Raw genomic sequence first — 15,667 nt, 5'->3', positions numbered from 1 at the left:
CGGTGCCGCTGCCTATTAATCATTAACAGTCCGAACAAAGGTGCCGGTCATGATCCACTACTCCACCCGTGATGAAATTTCAGCCTGCCGCGAGTTCGCCCTGGCACGCAACCGCCAGCTATTTGAAGAAGCCGAGACGCTGAATCAAGCCGCCTTCGCCCTCCTCGAAGGCAGCGAGCTGGATGGCGAGCAGTTCGACCGCTACCAGGCAATGCGCAGAAAAGCCGACTTGAAATTCGAAGAAGCCATTGAGCATCTGCGCCTGTTGAACGAGGACTTCCCTTCGATGCCGATGGCGGTCGCCAATACCCAACCCGCGCATGAATCCAGAGCTTGATATCTAATGCGAACAGGGTAGGTTCCCTGAAGCCCGGGAGCTGTTGGGCAAGGCTGAGCTGCAAGAGCTTGGGGCGCAGATGGAGAGTTTGAAAGCGCAGTACAAGAAAGAGATGAGCGCCGCTAATCTGGCGGCTTGATAGCCAATGCTAGGCTGTGGCGAGGGCAAGCCCCCCGCCACAGGCCTAGGGCCGATCAACCACCAGGATTGGTCACCTGAATAAATACCGCATAAGTGCCCAGCAATACCCAAAACGTCGCAAAAATCCACGGGGTTCGCACTGAAAACAGTAGCGACTTGCGGTACCCCTTGTGTGAAGACTCCATCTCGCTGAATAAAGGCGATTCATCGTAGGCCAGGCCCATCAGGGGTTCACTGCGCAGCAGTTCGCTCTGTTTGAAATGCCAGTGATCGATGATGTCGTACGCCGCCCTGATGCCGGGCCAGGCATTCAGGGAACTCAGCAACCCCAGCAGCGCCAGGAATGGCGGCACGACCAAGGTGAACAGCTTGCCCCACTCGGGGTTGAGGTTTGCCATACAGGATGCAAACGCAATGACCAGGAACGACTGCGCGGCCAGGTAGGCATCCGTGCGGTTGGCCAGGATGCTGGTCTCATACTGGATTTCCCTGCGGTAGAAATCCAGGCGTTCCTTGGGCGAACCGAACATTTTGGCATTGTGTTCGGTCAAGGCGTCTTCAGCCGGGGCTTCGGTCAATATTCTGGGCACGGGGGTTCTATCAGGTCGGAAAAAGAATTAGAATATCCGGCTTGAAACTAGTTCAGCCGGATTTCGTTCCCTGGCCTGCACTTACTTTAAGGTCGAGGCAATGATTTCTACCAGGTTGAGCTGGTTGAATGGCTTGGACAGCCGCGGCAGATTGGCAGCGAAACCTTCCAGTCGCTCGGCGAAGCCGGTGGCGATGATGATGGGGATGCCGGGGTTGATCTCCTGGATGGCATGCGCCAGTTGCGCGCCGCTCATGTGCGGCATGGCCATGTCAGTGATCACCAGGTCGAATGGCTGATCGGCGCTGAACAATTCCAGCGCTTTCGCTGCGCAGTTCGCACCTGTAACCTTATGGCCCAGGTCCTCCAGCAGTAGACAGGTGCTGGTCAGGACCAGGCTGTCATCGTCCACCACCAGTATGCTTATCCGTGAAACAGGCGCAGACGCCTGGGTTTCGGCCTGCGGTTGGGTTGTGCCGCTGGCAGCAGCCACCGGCAACCACAACTCGGCCGTGGTGCCTTTATCCTTGTGGCTCTTGAGGATGAAACGGCCACCCAGCTGTTCGATAAACCCGTGCACCATCGACAGGCCCAGGCCGGTGCCCTTGCCAAGCCCTTTGGTAGTGAAGAACGGGTCCATTGCCGAGGCGAGCGTGGCGTCGTCCATGCCTTCGCCGTTATCACTCACGCTCAGGCAGATGTATTGGCCGGCCGCCAGAGACAGAGTCGATTGCGCATGAATCTCCACGGCCTGGGCACTGACCAGAATTTCGCCGCCCTGGGGCATGGCGTCGCGGGCATTGGTTACCAGGTTCATCACGGTCAATTCAAGCTGGTTCATGTCGGCGAGGGCCGGCTCGAGTCCTGGCGGGAAATGGGTTTCCAAACGCACGGACGGCCCCAGCGCGCTGCGTAACAGTCCGGTAATCCCCTGCACCATTTCCGCAACCTGGACCGGCTCGGTCTTGAGCTCCTGGCGTCGGGCAAAAGCCAGCATACGCTGGGTCAGGGAAACCCCGCGCAAGGCACCTTGGGTAGCGTTGTCCACCAGGCGGGTGATTTTTGGTTCGTTGACTGCGCGTTTGCGAATGATCTCCAGGTTGCCCAGGATGACCGTTAGCAAATTGTTGAAGTCGTGGGCGATCCCGCCACTGAGTTGACCGATCGCCTGCATTTTCTGCGCCTGGAACAGCGCTTCGCGGGTTTGTTCCAGAGTGCGCTGTGCCGTGGTGGCCTCGGTGATATCACGCGTGATCTTGGCAAAACCCAGCAAGGTTCCGGTCTCACCCCAGATGGGGTCGACCACCACATGCGCCATGAACCGCGTACCGTCTTTGCGCATACGCCAAGCCCTGTTCTCGAACCGGCCTTCGCGCACCGCCGTGTCCAGCGCCCGTTGCGGTTCACCGGCAACGCGATCTTCAGGGGTATAGAACATCGAAAAATGCTGGCCCACCACCTCCTCAGGGGCATAGCCCTTGATTCGTTGAGCCCCTGGGTTCCAGTTGGTCAGGCGCCCTTGAGGGTCGAGCATGTAGATGGCGTAGTCAGTGACTGACTGCACCAGCAGGCGGAACTGTTGCTCGCTTTGCTTGAGGGTTTCCTCGGCCATCTTGCGGTCGGTGAGGTCGCGGGTGATCTTGGCAAAACCGAGCAATTGACCATCGGCGTCACGAATCGGGTCGATCACTACATGACACCAGAAGTGCGAGCCATCCTTGCGCACGCGCCAGCCCTCGCCTTCGAAACGGCCGTCGCGGATCGCAGTATCCAACGCTCGTTGGGGCAGGCCGGCGCGACGGTCGTCCTCGGTGTAAAACCGTGAAAAGTGCTGACCCAGGATCTCCGCCTCTTCATACCCCTTGAAACGCTTGGCCCCGGAGTTCCAACTGGCGATTGTGCCATCGGGATCGATCATGTAGATCGCATAATCGACCACGGCATCGATCAACAAGCGAAAGCGCTTCTCTTCGATGGCACCGGCTTTCCTCCGATCCTCGCTCATTCAATCCTCACGTGAATTTCGTTTTCGACGAGTATGGGACATCCGGCGAAATTGAAAAGCAGCAATCACAGGCAATCAATTGCCTTTATCCGCCAGCATGACAGGCGGCGGGACCTAGCGCCCACCAGCGTGGCAGCAATTGCTTGACCTTGCCCTGCGCGAAACGGTCATCGATCAGCATGACGACGCCTTGATCCTGCTGGGTGCGTATCACCCGTCCGGCCGCTTGAACCACTTTCTGCACGCCGGGATACAGGTAGGTGTAGTCATAACCGGCGCCGAAAATCGCTGCCATTCGATGCTTGAGTTGTTCGTTGATCGGGTTCAACTGTGCCAGGCCCAGGGTGGCGATGAAAGCACCGATCAAGCGCGCTCCGGGCAGGTCAATGCCCTCGCCAAACGCGCCGCCCAGCACCGCGAAGCCGATGCCCTGGCTGTCGGCGGTGAACTGGTCGAGAAAAGTCTGGCGCTGCCCTTCCCCCATGCCTCGCGATTGCGACCACAGGTTGATGTGCGGATGGGCCTCGGCCAGCCGTTGCGCGACTTGCTGCAGGTAGTCAAAGCTGCTGAAAAACGCCAGGTAGTTGCCGGGGCGCTCTGTGAATTGCCGGGCCATCAGCTCGACGATCGGCCCCAGGGACGCCTGGCGATGGACAAACCGCGTGGAAATCTGGCTGACGATATGGACTTGCAACTGGTCGGCGTGAAACGGCGATTCGACATCGATCCACACGGTGTCGGGCGGCGTGCCCAGCAGGTCGGCGTAATAGTGACGGGGGCTGAGGGTCGCGGAAAACAGCACGGCCGTGCGCGACGCTGTCAGGCGTGGGCGAATGAAACCGGCAGGCACCACATTGCGCAGGCAAAGGGTTGAGAGGTTGTGCTTGCGCTCAAGGTCGCGCTTGCTGATATCGAACAGGTACTGCTCATCGAAGAGTTCGGCCACTCGGCCAAACTGCAGCATGTCGAAATAGAAGTTCTGCAGGCCACTGTCGACCCCTTGCGGATGATCGTTGAGGTAGTCGCCAATGCTCGCGCTGCAGGAAAACAGCGCCTGCAGGAGCTTTTCCGGAGCACGGTCATAAGCCTGATAGGCGCCCAGTTGCTGATTATGCAGGGCATTCCATTCACGATGGACCCGTTGCAGCGACTTCTTCAGTGCCTCGGGCGCTGTTTTGCGCACCGCGTTCAGGGCCGATTGGTCGAGGCTGGCGCTATACATCTGGCGGCCCCGTTCGACCAGGTTATGCGCTTCATCCACCAAGGTCGCGACTCGCCAGTTATTGGCCTGGGCCAGGCCGAACAGCAGTGCGCTGAAGTCAAAGTAATAGTTGTAGTCGGCAACCACCACATCGGCCCAACGCGCCATTTCCTGGCTCAGGTAATAAGGGCAGACGTCGTGTTCCAGCGCCACCTCGCGCAAGGCTGCCTGATTCAGCAGGGTCAGCTCGCTGGCAGCCTGGCGCGCGGCCGGCAGGCGATCGTAAAAGCCTTGCGCCAATGGGCAGGACTCACCGTGGCAGGCTTTGTCGGGATGCTCGCAAGCCTTGTCGCGGGCGATCATCTCCAGCACGCGCAACGGCGGCGCGTCGGCGCTGTCGATGATCACCTGCGCCGCGTCAAGTGCCAGTTTGCGCCCCGGGGTCTTGGCCGTCAGGAAGAAAATCTTGTCCAGTTGCTGAGGCGCCAGGGCCTTGAGCATCGGGAACAGTGTGCCGACGGTCTTGCCGATGCCGGTGGGCGCCTGGGCCATCAGGCAGCGCCCGGTGCTGACCGCCTTGAACACCGACTCGGCCAGGTGGCGTTGCCCGGGACGAAAGCTGGCGTGGGGAAACGTCAACGCCTGCGCGGCGAGGTTGCGTGCCTCGCGATGGGCCACTTCCTGCTGCGCCCAGTGCAGGAACAGTTGGCAATGGTGCTCGAAAAACTGCTCCAGCTGTGCAGCACTGAACGCCTCGACCAGGCAGGTTTCCTTTTCGCTGACGATGTCGAAGTACACCAGGGCCAGGTTGATCTGCTCCAGGCCGGCTTTCTGGCACATCAACCAGCCATAGATCTTCGCCTGGGCCCAGTGCAACTGCCGGTGATTGGCGGGTTGCCTGCTCAGGTCGCCGCGGTAAGTCTTCACTTCCTCCAGGCAGTTTTGTACTGGATCGTAGCCATCCGCCCTTCCCTTGACGCGCAAGGTCCGGTAATGGCCTTCGAGCGCCACCTCGGACTGATAGTCCCCGCTGCGGCGCGAAGCAACCGTGCGGTGACCGACGATGCCTTCCAGGGCAGTAGGCGACGGCGTGAAACGCAGGTCCAGGTCACCGACCTTGGCGGTAAACTCGCACAACGCCCGCACTGCGATGCTGTAGCTCAAGCGCCCTGCTCCGCCCACTGCACGTAACAGACGGCAATGGGCATCTGGTGCTCATGACAAAACTCCAGCCAGCGCAATTGATTGTCCTGCAGGCGGTCGCCGGGGCCTTTGACTTCGATCATGCGGTAGGTCTTGTCCTGCGGCCAGAACTGGATCAGGTCCGGCATGCCGGTGCGGTTGGCCTTGATATCCAGCAGCAGGCGATTAAACCAGTGCCGCAGGTGCTCGGCGGGCAGGCACGCCAGCGCCTGGTCGAGCAACTCCTCGCTCAACGCGCCCCAGAACACGAAAGGCGACTGCACGCCCCATTTACTGGAGTAACGCTCGCGTATGGTCTGCAGGTAGCGACCGTCTTCCAGTTCGGCCAGGCACGCGGCGAACAACTCGGCGCGCCGCGAATGAAAGTCTTCGTAAAGCAAGTCCGCTGGACCGCGCTGAAACGGATGGAAGAACGCGCCAGGCAAAGGCGCAAAAATCGCCGGCCAGCACAGCAAGCCGAACAGCGAATTGATCAGGCTGTTTTCTACGTAGTGCACGGGCGCCGTCGCCTCTGCCAGATGCACTTGAACGTAGCGTTCCACCGACAGTTCATCCGCCGATACTGCGGGATCAAACCTGGGCAATTGCAGGTCCAGGCGCAGCATTTGTCGCGGCGACGCCCGCTTCATGGGCGGTCCGCCGAGCTTGCGGCGCAGCCTGGGCAGTATCCTGAGCACATGCTGCTGCTCAGCGGCGCTATGCGGTAACTGCTGCGCATGCAGGGCCAGGTCCAGGGCCAACTGATATTCGGCGCAGCGCTCCAGCACGCGAATCAGCCTGACTCGCGCACCTGGGTAAGTGCAGTGACGATAAAGGGTCACGGCGTTGACGAAATCTGCAATGCGTTCGCAGTGCTGGCCCATCTGGAACATCAACTTGCCGCGGCGCCTCGACAGCCAGGGGTTGGTCAGCGTGAGACTGTTGATCTGTTCGACGATCTCCGACAGCGCTTCACCCGCTTCGAAGCGCATCTGGCAGTCGTGCAGGTAAAGACAGGCATCCACGTCCTCGCGACTGCACAACCCTCGCGAGTCGGCGCCGATTTCGATTTTCTCGTAGGTGAAGATGCCCAGGTCGGCCAGCACGAATTCGGACCAGTCCTGGTAAAGATTGCCGAAAAACATCAGGCGCAGGCGATCGCACAGGCCCATGATGGTCAAGGTGAACAAGCGATCCCCGAGGGGCGCGCACCATTGGTTGAAGCTCTGGGCCCCGGGGTGCAGCTCAATCAGGGTCGGCAACCAGTCGTTCTTCTTGCCCCTGGGCTGAGTGATCGCGCTTGCAAAACACTGCAGCACTTCGGTCTTGAGCAACACCGGGAACAGGGTTTCGATGGGCAGCGCACTGTGCTCGTCGATCCAGCCCAGCGTGATCAGCCGCGCGGCAGCCTGGGCAATGTCGCCTATTTCGACGTACTGCAATTTGCTGGCGCGAAAATGAATGCCCTTGCGCATGATCAGCCTCACCAGCAGTGCCCGGGATTCACGGGGCAGCTGGGTGAATTCGCCAATGAAGCGCTGCTCCTCGTCACTCAACACGTCTGCATACCGATGCTCAAGCCAATCAAGCACTTGCATGAAGTTGTTAAGGTAATAGAACGGATCGTCGAGGGGGTTAGCAGTCACAGAATCAGGCGCCATGGCAATACAAGTACTGGTTATGCGTACAGATAACAGCTCTGGGCGGTTAGGCGCAAATGGAAAAAGATAAGCGGCTGGCGAACTTTTCAGCGTTCCACTGCACCAACGCCGATAGGGATACGCTTTTTTGCATTTCGAGAGGTGAATATGAACATCAAGACCCTGGGCCTGCCACTGGCCGTTGCGACCCTTCTGGCGCTGGCAGGTTGCTCCACCGCCACGGTGGTGACCCTGCAGAACGGCACTCAGTACCTGACCAAGGACATGCCGAAAACCGAAACAAAGGATGGTTTTTACGAGTTTGAAGATATTTCCGGGTCGAAGGTAAAAGTCCGCGCGGCGGAAGTGGCCACGGTCCGCGAGGAAGATTAAACAAGAGCAAAGAGCAAACAGGGTGATTGAGGCCGATGTTTGCTCTCTGTCGAGTCGGTTACTTGCAGTGGCTTGTGCTGGCTTTGGAGTGTTGATTAACCCGGGACACGCACACAAAAACCTGTCAGGAATGACAGGCCGTTTGTGTGGGGGTGGGTCGATAAACCCCTCAGGTAATCGATTCGCGCTTAACTCCCCGTACGAATCTTGTTCCACACCCGCGTACGAATCCGGTCGATGTTCAGCGGCATGGCTTCCAGCGCAAACAGCTTGCCCATCATCTCCTCACTCGGGTAAACCTTGGTATCGTTCTTGATCGCAGGGTCAACCAGGCCGTCCGCCTGCTCGTTACCATTGGCGTAGTGCACATGGTTGGTAATGCTGGCCATGACGTCCGGACGCAGCAGGTAGTTCATGAAGGCATAGCCAGCCTTTTCGTCGGGGGCGTCGGCGGGCATGGCTACCATGTCGAACCAGATCGCCGCGCCTTCCTTGGGAATGGCGTAGCCGATTTCGATGCCATTGTTGGCTTCCTTGGCGCGGGTCTCTGCTTGCAGGATGTCCCCGGAGAAACCGACCGCCACACAGATATCGCCATTGGCCAGGTCGCTGGTGTATTTGGATGAATGGAAATAGCTGACATAAGGCCGAACCTTGATCAGCAGCGCTTCAGCCTTCTTGTAGTCTTCGGGGTTTTTACTGTGGTGTGGCAGGCCCAGATAGTTCAGGGCGGCCGGCAACAGTTCCGGGCCGTTGTCGAGTATCGCAACGCCACATTTCTGCAGTTTTTGCATGTTCTCGGGCTTGAAGATCAGGTCCCAGGAATCCACCGGCGCGTTGTCCCCCAGCACTTCCCTGACCTTGGCCACGTTGTAGCCGATGCCGGTACTGCCCCACAGGTAAGGAAAACCATGCTCGTTGCCGGGATCGTTGGTCTGCAACGCCTTGAGCAGCACCGGGTTGAGATTCTTCCAGTTGGGCAGCTGGCTCTTGTCGAGCTTCTTCAGCGCCCCGCCCTGGATTTGCCGAGCCATAAAGTGGTTGGACGGAAACACCACGTCGTAACCGGATTTGCCGGTCATCAACTTGCCATCGAGGGTTTCGTTGCTGTCATACACGTCGTAGCTGAAGCCGATGCCGGTTTCTTTCTGGAAGTTCTTCGTGGTGTCGGGCGCAATGTAGTCCGACCAGTTGTAGATCTTCACAGTCTCGGCCGCCTGGCTGAGGCTCGCGACCAATGCAAGGGGGGCCAGGGTCAGGGTCTTTCGCAGCATGAGTCGATTCCTGTTTGGGTTGTTGTTTTGGCAGGCAATCAAAGGATCAGAAAATCAGGACGTAAGTCTTGCGCACGGTCTCCTGGATATCCCAGGTGCCGAGGCTGTTCGCGGGCAACATCAACGCATCGCCGGCTTCTATGTGCAGGGTTTCGCCGTCGTCCGGGGTGAAGGTGCAGCGGCCCTGGATGAAATGACAGAATTCCTGGGCCACGATCTGCCGGCGCCAGCGCCCCGGCGTGCATTCCCAGACGCCGGTTTCCACCCCGTCGTCGCGCTCGACACTGGTGGTTGAGGCTACAGCCACTGGCGTGCCGAGGGGCACGGCGACCGGGTTGGATTCTTCCAGTGCCAGGGTGGCAGTGTTCTTGAATTGGGTGATGCTCATGGGGAGTACCTGTCGTTGAAAACGCTGTTTAGTGCATGAAACCTTCCATGAAACCCGCCACGCCACTCGCCAGCTTGCGCCGCCAGGGCGCGCTGGTCGGGTTAGCCAGGGTCTGGTCTTCGTGGACGAAGCTGCGGATGATCGCGTTGTAGCCCAGCCACCGACAGGGCTCTGGCTCCCAGGCCCGTAGGGCGGCCAGGCCGGCCTGGGGAATGACCCAGGGCTGGCGAACCAGTTCGGTGTCGCGCTCCAGGATCAGGTCGGCCAAGGTGCGCCCGCCCAAATTGCTGGCGCCCACGCCCTCCCCGCCATAACCACCGGACAAGGCAATGCCGCTGGATTGATCGCACAGCATGTGGGGCTTGAAACGTCGGGACATGCCCAGGTTGCCACCCCAGCCGTGGGTAATCCGCACGTTCTTGAGCTGAGGGAACAGCTCGCCGAACAGATACCGGCGCAACGCCACTTCGTTGGTTGTCAGGTCAAAGTTGTGGCGCAGCTTGCCGGCGAACTGGTAGCCACCCCGGGCGCCAAACACCAGGCGATTGTCGGCGGTGCGCTGGCCATAGGTGACCTGACGGCTGCTTTCGCTGAATGCCTGGCCGCGACTGAGGCCAATTTCATCCCAGGTGGCGGCGGATAATGGCTCGGTGGCAACCAGTAAGCTCTGCACAGGCAATTGATACCGCCCAAGCGGTGGCAAGGTGACGGAGTAACCTTCTACGGCCGGCACGATCCAGCGACTGCGCACTTGTACCTTGTCTGTACGCAACGACCCCGCCTGCCAATGGGTGACCGGGCTGTTCTCGTAGATCCGCACGCCCATGCGCTCGACGGTGCGGGCCAGGCCGCGGACCAGTTTGGCAGGGTGGATGGTGGCCACATGAGGGGCGTAAATGCCGCCGTATGGCTTGGCCAGGCGAATCTGCTGCGCCAGTTGCTCGGGGCTGAGCCAGCGGTAATCTTTTTCAGTCAGGCCTTGTTGGTAAAGGCCGTCCAGGTAACGCCGCAGGCTGGTCTCTTGTTCGGGGTAGCGGGCCGCGCAATACAGGGCGCCACCTTTGCGGTAATCACAGTCGATAGCCTCGCGTTCGAGGACGATCTCCACTTCGTCAGGGATAGCGTGCAGCAATTCGAAGGAGGCGCGGCGATCTTCGGGGGACAGGTTCGCCAGCAGCCGGTCTTCACCGAGTAGATTGCCCATCAACCACCCACCGTTGCGCCCGGATGCACCGAAACCTGCGGTTTGCGCCTCGACGATGGCAATGTTCAAGCCCGGTGCCAGGCGCTTGAGGTAATACGCTGTCCAGAGTCCGGTGTAGCCGGCGCCAATGATGGCCACGTCGACATCCAGGTCCTGTTCCAGCGCCGCACGCGCTGTCAAAGGATCATCGAGCTGATCCATCCATAAACTGATAGTGCGCCATGCTGGCATGCTGGACTCCGCCACTGAACTTCAATGACGTGATCCTAGTGCGTGGTCTCAGTGGTTGTCTTGCGCGCGTGCACGCAAAGAAATTTGTTTGACGTAGGCCTTCGGCGACTGCCCGGTGTGCCGGCGGAAGCTACTATAGAAGGCCGACAGCGAGTTGAACCCGGCGGCAAAGGCCAGTTCATCGACCCGCAGCGGTGGCGTGGCCGAATCCAGCGCGGCCAGCAGGTGCTGCAATCGCGCCTGATTGACGTAGCGATAGAAGCTCTGGCCAAGCACCTGATTCAACAGGTACGAAATCTGGTTCCGGCTGTACCCGCACTCGTCAGCCACCCGCTGCAGGTCGAGTTCTGGATCGAGGTAAGGTTGCTGACGCTGGAAGTACTGTTGCAGGTCTTCGGCCATGAAGCTCAACTGCCGGGGTGACAGGCCGAGTCGACTGACGGCCGGGCGGTCGCCGGTTGGCTTGTCGCTGGATTGTTCGTGCACCAGTGAAGCGTACTCGTTGACCCGCCTTATCAAGCCGTCGCGCACGGTTATCGCTTCGCTGGCGCGGAATGACACCAGACCCTCGCCGCCGCGCAGGGTAATGCGGTACTGGATAAAAGCGGTATCGCCGTCGATGCGGATCCTGTCGCTATGTTCCAACGCTTCGTCGGGGTCGCGGGGCATGCTGCTGCGCACGTATTCGCGCAATTCGGCCAGCTCCATTACCCGATTCTGGAAGAGATCGCTGTACTGCACCTGCGGGTGGTAAAGGGCCATTACCCCGTCCAGGTCCCGGTGCTTCCAGCGCAAGTGGTAACGCATGACCGTTTCGCTGGTGGCAAGGGTCTGTTGCGGTCCGTCATCGTCGGTGTGCATAAACGGCTCAATGAAAAAACCCGAGCTTGCCCAAGTTCCGCCTGCGCTTCAATGGTCAGGGAAGGTGCCATGAGTGCGAATCGCTGCCGGCTATTGCGCCCAAGCGTGATCTGCATCAAAAAAATGCCAGCCAATCGCCAAACGGTTTGAAAAAGCCACAGGATTTTCACATCCGAATGCTACTTTTAATGGCAATCACCGGTTGAGCCATTGAAGGCTCTTCCCTCCTAACATGAGCTAACGGAAGCGCTCGATGAAGAAGGCGGGCAATACATGAATAAAGGGTTTAGCAAGGTCACCTTCCCAAACGCCTGCCAGCTGATGCGCTGGCATTTTCATCCCATGGGCTTCGAGGCGAGCATGGACGCGCCGGGGAGCATGATTGCTCGTCTGTTTGATCGAGTCAGTGGCGAGACCATGATCGCCATTGCCGGTATTCCGTGCGCGACGGTGATGAACGCTGCGGATGTGGAGCGCATCATTGAAGCGGTGGAGGACGAGCTTGAAGCGTTTGTGCCGCCGGTTTCGTTTAGGAGTTATGCCTGAAATCTTTGGCGTTCAAGAGCAGGGTCGTTTTACCGCCCAGCAGGAGCAAGCTCCCTTACCACAACAAAGTCCCTCGCCACAGGTGTCATGCCTTTTCAAGCTGGGTCTTGTTTGCCCGATGATCGGCGAAGAACGCCTTGCCCTTGCCGACCCGATCAGAAGCCTTGGGCAAATTGGCTGCCTGGGTGTCCTGGGCATCGACGTACCAGTAACAGTGGCTAACCGCCCGGGTAATGCCGACGTAGGCCAAGCGCAGGATCTCGTCCTTTTGCGCATTGTCGTAGGCCTCGTTGTCGCCCGCCTTGCCTAACCCCGCCATACGGTACACCTGGTTCTTGTAAGGGGAGCTGGTCAGGTGCTGGCAGTCGCCCAGCAGGAACACGGCGTCGGCCTGGAGGCCTTTGGCACTGTGATAAGTCAGCTGTTTCAACCGGCGCGCTTCATACGGCAAGTTAGAATCTACATTAAGTACAGGCTGAATATGCTTTTCAATCAACAGCTTATCGCTGCTTTTTCGATACAACATCAAGATCGAATGGCCTTGACGGTAGTGTTCCATCAGCCGGTTGGCCATGCCCTGATCATCCCGATCGAGCACATTTACCGGTAACAGCGCCTTGGCTGCACCGCTCGCCTTGGCTTTCTTTCCGGCAATGGCTGGAGCAGCCCGCACGATGTGTTCGGCGGCATCGATGATGTGCTGATGGCTGCGATAGTTGTCGCTGAGCATGACCTTGGTGGTGCTCGGCGACGCAAACTCCTTGTTGAAATCCATGAAATAGCTGGGCGAACTGCCCCGCCAGCCGTAAATGGACTGCCAATCATCGCCCACGCACAACAACGAAGAACGCTGAGCGCCTCGGCCAACATGCATGGCGGGACCGCGACTGCGGATCTCGGCCAGGCTGGCGCGAATCCAGGAGACTATCTGCGGGGAAACATCCTGGAATTCATCGATCATCAAGTGCGCCAGCGGGCGCAGCAGGTCGTTGCTCAGCAGCTTGAGGTTTTCCGGCGAATGCTCGCTGAACAACGCGAACATGCGGTTATAAGTCATGATCGGTGGTTTCTGGTCCAGCAGATGATCTTCCAGGGCTCTCCAGTACAGGCTCAACGCCTCGAAGAAGAACCGGTCGGGATCGTCCTTGGCAAAGCTCATCTGACCCACGGCCGTCGGGACATCCAGGCCAAGGTTCTCGATGAACCCGGCGGCGGCGACAAAACAGTCCAGCAGCGGCGCGGAAGCCAACTCACCCTTGACCTTGTAATCGAAGCCAGGACCGGCGCTGGCATCACCGGCAAGCGACGCTAGCACTCGCTTGGAAGATTGATAGGTATCTAACCATATCAATGGCTTACGACAGAAAGCTTGAAACAACGTGCGCTTTACCGCCCATTCCGCCCGTACCGACAGTTTCGACCCTGGACGGCTAACCTGTGGGTTTTCCTGTGGATCAAAACCCAACACCACCCAGGCATCCAGCGTCGCAATGTAGCCGTGACAATGGAAGGTCGAGCCATTGATGTCGAACGTCTGGCGCTTGGGCTCAATGCCCTTGATCGGCCATGCACCCGCGCGAAACCATAGGTCTTCGATGGTATCGCACAATTCTTCATCACGATTGGCCGCCAGTTGGGTCACCGCCACGCGTTTCTGCACGTCAGGGTGATCGCGCTCCAGCTCCTTGAGCTGCAAGGCATGCCGGGACAGTGGCGTGATCAGGTCGCGAAAGCGCGCATCACGGGTATGCAGGCTGTGGTAGCAGGCGTTGAGCTGCTGGCGCTGGGCGTCATTGATGCGCAGGTCGAACGGGTTGCTGTCGACCTCTTCGTCCTGGCCGGTGGCGCGCAGGCTCAGGTTCTCGAAGGCCTGCAGGCGTTCGAATCCAGGCAAGCTGCGCACCAGGGGCAGGATTCGTGAGTGAAAAGTACGCACCAGGTCGCGCGCCTCCTTGAAACTCAGCGCCCGCCCCCACAGTGCAAACATCTCGATCAGCTTGTTGATGAAGTCCTTGCGTGACTCCCGGGTAAAAGTCACTACGGTCATCGAGTCGAGTTCGAACCCCAGATAGTGGGTCAACAGCAGGATACGCAGCACCAGGGTCGTCGACTTGCCTGCTCCGGCACCGGCAATCACCGAGGTCGACGGGGTGTCGCTGAAGATCATCTTCCACTGCGCAGCACTGGGCTGGGCATGGGCTGGCAGTAACCGGCCGACATCGGCCTTCATGCGTTTTTTCAGTTCGGCGGTCAATGGCAGGCGCCAGTCGTCGAACAGGTAATCGTCGACATTGGGCGGGCGGTGCTCGGTGCTGCGCGAGTCGCGAATCAACAGAACCTGCCGCCCCTCTTCAAGCCCTTCGAGCTTGCCTTCCTTATACCCGTAATCCACCCCGGCACTGTGCCCGCTGCGAAACCCATCCGCCTGCCCGTGCAACCACGACGCCCGGTGCTGGGCACGCAGGCGCGTCAGGCCGTGGCCAAAGAACCGGGCGGCCAGGCGTTTGAGCAATGGCATCTCTGCCAACGGACGAAGTTCAGGAGGAAGATCGGGGGTGTGTTGCGGCACGCGGATGGACTCCAGGCTGTGAGGCTGTGAGGCTGTGAGGCTGTGAGGCTGTGAGGCTGTGAGGCTGTGAGGCTGTGAGGCTGTGAGGCTGTGAGGCTGTGAGGCTGTGAGGCTGTGAGGCTGTGAGGCTGTTGGGCGCTATGGTGTCTTTATTTGGCCTGGAGTTCTAGCGAAATGCTTGCGAGTCATTGGGTTAGGCGATGAATTGAAGCCTGGCTGGGAAGATGTCCACTCGTAAATATATCGAGCGTTTCGATTATATTGAGACATTATTTACGCTTTTTATCGATGTGTGACTGACGGATGATGATCGCCATAAATCACCTTTTGGCAGGAGACGATCATGCTTGAACTCAGACCCTTTACCTCCCTTGGCGGCGCTCATCATGGCTGGCTGGACGCACATCACCATTTTTCATTTGCCGAGTACCATGACCCCAAGCGCATGAACTGGGGCAATCTGCGGGTCTGGAATGATGACGTGATTGCCTCGGGCACCGGTTTTCCGAAGCATCCGCACCGGGACATGGAGATCATTACCTATGTCCGTGAAGGCGCAATTACCCACGAAGACAACCTTGGCAACAAGGGGCGCACCGAAGCCGGTGACGTTCAGGTCATGAGTGCCGGCACGGGGATTGCCCATAGCGAGTACAACCTGGAAGCGACCGAGACGCGGATTTTCCAGATATGGATCATCCCCAACGAAGCTGGATCGGCGCCGTCCTGGGGCGCCAAACCATTTCCCAAGGGTCAGCGCGAAGGTTTTGTAACCTTGGCCAGCGGCAAGGCGGGAGATGATGAAAGCCTGCGGATTCGTGCGGATGCCCGCCTGGTCGCGGCCAACCTCAAGGCCGGGGAAACAGCTGAATATCGTCTGGACGGCGGCCGCCGTGCCTACCTGGTGCCAGCCACCGGGCGTATTGAAGTCAATGGCTTGCAGGCACAAGCTCGAGACGGTGTGGCGATTGCAGACGAGCAGGTGCTGAGAGTAACTGCCATTGAAGACAGTGAAGTGGTGCTGGTGGACCTGGCTTGACCGGCAAGGCCATCAACGAAAAAAAGGGGCGAACCTCAACGGTCGCCCCTTTCGCTGTTGCGTGGCC

At 59.1% G+C, this 15,667-nt stretch carries 13 protein-coding genes and 1 pseudogene; 5 read left to right on the top strand and 9 right to left on the bottom strand.

What is annotated here, in order from left to right; all coding sequences use genetic code 11:
* Nucleotides 1-49 precede the first annotated feature (49 nt).
* On the top strand, nucleotides 50-337 hold the full coding sequence (locus IMW75_RS10820) for a hypothetical protein (RefSeq protein WP_045058386.1): 288 nt from the start codon (nucleotides 50-52) through the stop codon (nucleotides 335-337).
* Between the two features lie 10 nt (nucleotides 338-347).
* Nucleotides 348-476 (top strand): annotated as a pseudogene (locus IMW75_RS26910) (hemerythrin domain-containing protein); the annotation flags it as partial.
* A 55-nt stretch (nucleotides 477-531) separates the two neighbouring features.
* Here the strand turns inward: IMW75_RS26910 and IMW75_RS10815 are convergent.
* The 4 genes from IMW75_RS10815 to IMW75_RS10800 form a co-directional block, all read right to left on the bottom strand.
* The gene (locus IMW75_RS10815; protein ID WP_045058385.1) at nucleotides 532-1,068 is read right to left on the bottom strand and encodes a hypothetical protein; all 537 of its coding nucleotides are present in this window, start codon (nucleotides 1,066-1,068) and stop codon (nucleotides 532-534) included.
* Nucleotides 1,069-1,149: 81 nt separating this feature from the next.
* Nucleotides 1,150-3,072: a hybrid sensor histidine kinase/response regulator gene (locus IMW75_RS10810; protein ID WP_205892600.1), complete on the bottom strand. Its 1,923-nt coding sequence runs from the start codon at nucleotides 3,070-3,072 to the stop codon at nucleotides 1,150-1,152.
* 85 nt (nucleotides 3,073-3,157) lie between these two features.
* Nucleotides 3,158-5,437, bottom strand: coding sequence for an ATP-dependent DNA helicase (locus IMW75_RS10805; RefSeq protein ID WP_205892599.1), 2,280 nt, complete (start codon nucleotides 5,435-5,437; stop codon nucleotides 3,158-3,160).
* A complete protein-coding gene (locus IMW75_RS10800) occupies nucleotides 5,434-7,116 on the bottom strand; it encodes a VRR-NUC domain-containing protein (protein ID WP_205892598.1) in 1,683 nt (560 codons plus the stop codon). The genes IMW75_RS10805 and IMW75_RS10800 overlap by 4 nt, the downstream gene beginning before the upstream one ends.
* 147 nt (nucleotides 7,117-7,263) lie before the next feature.
* Here IMW75_RS10800 and IMW75_RS10795 point away from each other — a divergent pair, with 147 nt between their 5' ends.
* Complete coding sequence (locus IMW75_RS10795) at nucleotides 7,264-7,488, top strand: YgdI/YgdR family lipoprotein (protein WP_122840471.1); 225 nt, start codon at nucleotides 7,264-7,266, stop codon at nucleotides 7,486-7,488.
* A gap of 188 nt (nucleotides 7,489-7,676) precedes the next feature.
* On the opposite strand, the gene IMW75_RS10790 is transcribed toward IMW75_RS10795, so the two are convergent.
* The 4 genes from IMW75_RS10790 to IMW75_RS10775 are packed head-to-tail and all read right to left on the bottom strand — an operon-like array spanning nucleotide 7,677 to nucleotide 11,446.
* Nucleotides 7,677-8,762, bottom strand: coding sequence for a polyamine ABC transporter substrate-binding protein (locus IMW75_RS10790; RefSeq protein WP_045058380.1), 1,086 nt, complete (start codon nucleotides 8,760-8,762; stop codon nucleotides 7,677-7,679).
* A gap of 46 nt (nucleotides 8,763-8,808) precedes the next feature.
* On the bottom strand, nucleotides 8,809-9,150 hold the full coding sequence (locus IMW75_RS10785) for a cupin domain-containing protein (RefSeq protein ID WP_122840473.1): 342 nt from the start codon (nucleotides 9,148-9,150) through the stop codon (nucleotides 8,809-8,811).
* A gap of 28 nt (nucleotides 9,151-9,178) precedes the next feature.
* Nucleotides 9,179-10,585 (bottom strand): NAD(P)/FAD-dependent oxidoreductase, encoded by a 1,407-nt coding sequence (locus tag IMW75_RS10780; RefSeq protein WP_205892597.1) that lies wholly within the window; start codon nucleotides 10,583-10,585, stop codon nucleotides 9,179-9,181.
* A 48-nt stretch (nucleotides 10,586-10,633) separates the two neighbouring features.
* Nucleotides 10,634-11,446: a helix-turn-helix transcriptional regulator gene (locus IMW75_RS10775; protein WP_205892596.1), complete on the bottom strand. Its 813-nt coding sequence runs from the start codon at nucleotides 11,444-11,446 to the stop codon at nucleotides 10,634-10,636.
* A gap of 273 nt (nucleotides 11,447-11,719) precedes the next feature.
* Here IMW75_RS10775 and IMW75_RS10770 point away from each other — a divergent pair, with 273 nt between their 5' ends.
* Nucleotides 11,720-11,992, top strand: a complete 273-nt coding sequence (locus IMW75_RS10770) for a DUF1652 domain-containing protein (RefSeq protein ID WP_045058376.1) — start codon at nucleotides 11,720-11,722, stop codon at nucleotides 11,990-11,992.
* 85 nt (nucleotides 11,993-12,077) lie between these two features.
* On the opposite strand, the gene IMW75_RS10765 is transcribed toward IMW75_RS10770, so the two are convergent.
* Nucleotides 12,078-14,561, bottom strand: a complete 2,484-nt coding sequence (locus IMW75_RS10765; protein WP_205892595.1) for a UvrD-helicase domain-containing protein — start codon at nucleotides 14,559-14,561, stop codon at nucleotides 12,078-12,080.
* Nucleotides 14,562-14,904: 343 nt separating this feature from the next.
* On the opposite strand from IMW75_RS10765, the gene IMW75_RS10760 reads away from it, so the two are divergent.
* The gene (locus tag IMW75_RS10760; RefSeq protein WP_205892594.1) at nucleotides 14,905-15,600 is read left to right on the top strand and encodes a pirin family protein; all 696 of its coding nucleotides are present in this window, start codon (nucleotides 14,905-14,907) and stop codon (nucleotides 15,598-15,600) included.
* The last annotated feature ends 67 nt before the right edge of the window (nucleotides 15,601-15,667 follow it).

It is taken from the genome of Pseudomonas gregormendelii, from assembly GCF_017114825.1.
GTDB classification, from domain to species: domain Bacteria; phylum Pseudomonadota; class Gammaproteobacteria; order Pseudomonadales; family Pseudomonadaceae; genus Aquipseudomonas; species Aquipseudomonas gregormendelii.
This window is presented reverse-complemented; position numbering and strand designations above follow the sequence as displayed.

Bases quoted from the DNA above. Each gene is read 5' to 3' on its own strand.
- IMW75_RS10820 (WP_045058386.1), top strand. From the start codon at position 50: ATGATCCACTACTCCACCCGTGATGAAATTTCAGCCTGCCGCGAGTTC.
- IMW75_RS10810 (WP_205892600.1), bottom strand. From the start codon at position 3,072: ATGAGCGAGGATCGGAGGAAAGCCGGTGCCATCGAAGAGAAGCGCTTT.
- IMW75_RS10800 (WP_205892598.1), bottom strand. From the start codon at position 7,116: ATGGCGCCTGATTCTGTGACTGCTAACCCCCTCGACGATCCGTTCTAT.
- IMW75_RS10795 (WP_122840471.1), top strand. From the start codon at position 7,264: ATGAACATCAAGACCCTGGGCCTGCCACTGGCCGTTGCGACCCTTCTG.
- IMW75_RS10790 (WP_045058380.1), bottom strand. From the start codon at position 8,762: ATGCTGCGAAAGACCCTGACCCTGGCCCCCCTTGCATTGGTCGCGAGC.
- IMW75_RS10785 (WP_122840473.1), bottom strand. From the start codon at position 9,150: ATGAGCATCACCCAATTCAAGAACACTGCCACCCTGGCACTGGAAGAA.
- IMW75_RS10780 (WP_205892597.1), bottom strand. From the start codon at position 10,585: ATGCCAGCATGGCGCACTATCAGTTTATGGATGGATCAGCTCGATGAT.
- IMW75_RS10775 (WP_205892596.1), bottom strand. From the start codon at position 11,446: ATGCACACCGACGATGACGGACCGCAACAGACCCTTGCCACCAGCGAA.
- IMW75_RS10770 (WP_045058376.1), top strand. From the start codon at position 11,720: ATGAATAAAGGGTTTAGCAAGGTCACCTTCCCAAACGCCTGCCAGCTG.
- IMW75_RS10760 (WP_205892594.1), top strand. From the start codon at position 14,905: ATGCTTGAACTCAGACCCTTTACCTCCCTTGGCGGCGCTCATCATGGC.